The organism is Aeromicrobium sp., from assembly GCF_014378035.1.
GTDB lineage: Bacteria > Actinomycetota > Actinomycetes > Propionibacteriales > Nocardioidaceae > Aeromicrobium.
Genome location: NZ_JACMOM010000193.1, coordinates 1 through 2241 on the forward strand (window position 1 = coordinate 1; position 2241 = coordinate 2241).

Genomic DNA, 2241 nt, shown 5'->3' on the forward strand with positions numbered 1-2241 from the left:
GGCTACTTCGGCGACAGCAAGGTTGAGGCCAAGGAGCTGATCCGACAGGCGTGGGCGCACGAGTGGTCGAGCCGCACCCTCGCACACCAGCTGACCGACGACGCCCTGGACTACCTGGGGGTGTCGTGAAGAACCGGCCCAGCGGGTATGACTGGACGGTCCGCGGCAAGGAGGTCGTCATCTCCCACCACGGCGCGATCGCGACGGTGCTGCGGGGGGAGAAGGCCCGCCAGTTCGCCAAGGCTGTCGAGCGCAGCGACCCCCAGCTGCTGATGGCACGGCTCGCCGTCAACGACAAGCGAGGCGATGCGCGCATCGCCAAGGAAAACCCCAACAAGCGCTGACCCATCTACCGTTCGCCAGAGCGAAGCCGGTCGGGTCGCCTTCGCCTCGGTCGCAGGCTCCCTCACGGGCTTCGCCCTGGCGAGCGAGATGGCCTTCTCCCTGCCGAACAAGAATGACGAAGCCCCGATCCGCGCGTGGCGAGTCGGGGCTCCGAGCAGGGGTGGTGCAGCTACTCGGTGACGTCAGCCTCGGCGTGAGCCTTGGCAGCGGCCGTCTTCTCAGACTTGGCGCCTTCGGTGGACAGGCCTCCCCCGGTGTTCTCGAGGTGCGCGCGGATGAACCAGTGGAACAGCTCGAGCGAACGCGACTGGGCGATGATCATGTCCTCGGTCATCGGATCGATCTCGGAGGTTGCGGCCTGCGCCTTGCGGTGGTCGGCGAGCAGGTTGACGTAGACCTCGTCCAGGGCCCCGAGGTGCTCGTTGGTCGTGGCGCGGCCGAGGGAGTAGTCCTCCCACGAGCGTCCCGACACGATGGCTCCGGGCGTGCCCATTGGCGAGGAGCCCAGGGTCGCGATGCGCTCGGCGGTCTCGTCAACAAAGCCACGGACTTCGTCGACGTGCGGGTCGATCATCTCGTGAACGCCGATGAAGTGCGGGCCCACGACGTTCCAGTGCACGTGCTTCAGGGTGAGCTGGAGGTCGTTGAGTGCATTGAGGCGCTCCTGCAGGATGCCGGCGACCTTCTGACCCTCGGCCGGGGTGAGGCCAGGAATGGTGTATTTCGGAGTAGTAGCCATATCTTCAATCTACCCGCCAACTGGTGATGTATGCGTCCCCAACCACCACTTCTGCACGAGGTGCGCGCGGGTCCTGGCAGACCTGACGTCGAATCATGAGGACCATCGAAAGCGTCGGCGCAGTCAACAAGCCCGCCTCCACCGTGTGGGACTACCTCTCGGACTTCCGCAGCACCAATGACTGGGACCCGGGCACCAAGGAGACGATCCGCGAGTCCGGTGACGGGGGAGCGGGCACGGTCTACAGGAACATCTCGGGGTTCGGCGGCAAGGAGGTCGAGATCATCTACACCGTCACCGAGGTCGACCCCGGTCACTCGATCACGCCCGTCGGTGAGACGAGTGCGCTGACCTCGACCGACACCATCACCGTCGAGGGGCCGGACGCCAGCACGACGGTGACCTACCGGGCCGAGTTCGAGTTCCACGGCATCGCCAAGGTGCTCGAGAAGCTCTGACCGCCCGTGTGAGCGGCACGCCTGACGGGCGCGTGTGAGCGGGGCATACCGTTGAGCCATGGCTCTCATCATGTGTCCTCTGTGCGCCCGCGAGGACGATGTCTTTCTCGTGGCGGCCCTCCCCGACGGACGGCGCGAGGTGGAGTGCAAGGACTGTGACTACCGGTGGACGCACGGTTCAGCTGTCGTCGAGAAGCCCGTCGTACGCCGTGCAGCGACCGCTCGTGCAAGCACCTCTCGTGCGGGCTCTGCTCGTTCAAGCACCGCGCGTGCGGCCGGCCGTACCGTCGCCGCGGTGATGCCCAAGCTCCCACAGGCAGCCGACGTCGCCCCCGAGAATGCTGCGAGGGCCGACCGCCTGAAGCAGGAGTTCCTCGCTACCGTCGCTATGACGCCCGACCCCGCCGTGGCGCCCCACTGGGCGAAGTACCAGTGGGTGCTCTCGGCTGACGGGCTGAGGCGCGCCGTCCCGTACGACCTCACGCTCTTCGCCAACGACCCGACCGGCGCCGACCCCGGCGATGTGTCCGAGCTCAACAAGGCACGGACCCTGCTCGGCGAGGCCGAGAGCGACCGTCGGGTGCGGCAGATGTTGGAGCACCTGCTCCGGGGCCCGGGCCAGCTCGAGGATCGTCTGTCTTCGCTGGTCTACGGCGAGCACACCTACTCGATGTCCGGGTTCAACGAGGCGCTGCTCAC

Annotated in this window: 4 protein-coding genes; 3 read left to right on the top strand and 1 reads right to left on the bottom strand. The window is 66.8% G+C overall.

Annotation, left to right across the window (positions count from 1 at the left end; translation table 11 throughout):
• Positions 1 to 125: 125 nt before the first annotated feature.
• Positions 126 to 344, top strand: a complete 219-nt coding sequence (locus tag H7290_RS10055; protein WP_290513879.1) for a hypothetical protein — start codon at positions 126 to 128, stop codon at positions 342 to 344.
• 170 nt (positions 345 to 514) lie between these two features.
• On the opposite strand, the gene H7290_RS10060 is transcribed toward H7290_RS10055, so the two are convergent.
• Positions 515 to 1084: a DNA starvation/stationary phase protection protein gene (locus H7290_RS10060; protein WP_290513880.1), complete on the bottom strand. Its 570-nt coding sequence runs from the start codon at positions 1082 to 1084 to the stop codon at positions 515 to 517.
• A 95-nt stretch (positions 1085 to 1179) separates the two neighbouring features.
• Here H7290_RS10060 and H7290_RS10065 point away from each other — a divergent pair, with 95 nt between their 5' ends.
• On the top strand, positions 1180 to 1542 hold the full coding sequence (locus H7290_RS10065) for an SRPBCC family protein (RefSeq protein ID WP_290513881.1): 363 nt from the start codon (positions 1180 to 1182) through the stop codon (positions 1540 to 1542).
• 58 nt (positions 1543 to 1600) lie between these two features.
• On the top strand, positions 1601 to 2241 hold a 641-nt coding region (locus H7290_RS10070), incomplete at its 3' end, for a hypothetical protein (RefSeq protein WP_290513882.1).

Coding starts and splice junctions, on each gene's coding strand:
- H7290_RS10065 (WP_290513881.1), top strand. CDS start 1,180: ATGAGGACCATCGAAAGCGTCGGCGCAGTCAACAAGCCCGCCTCCACC.
- H7290_RS10060 (WP_290513880.1), bottom strand. CDS start 1,084: ATGGCTACTACTCCGAAATACACCATTCCTGGCCTCACCCCGGCCGAG.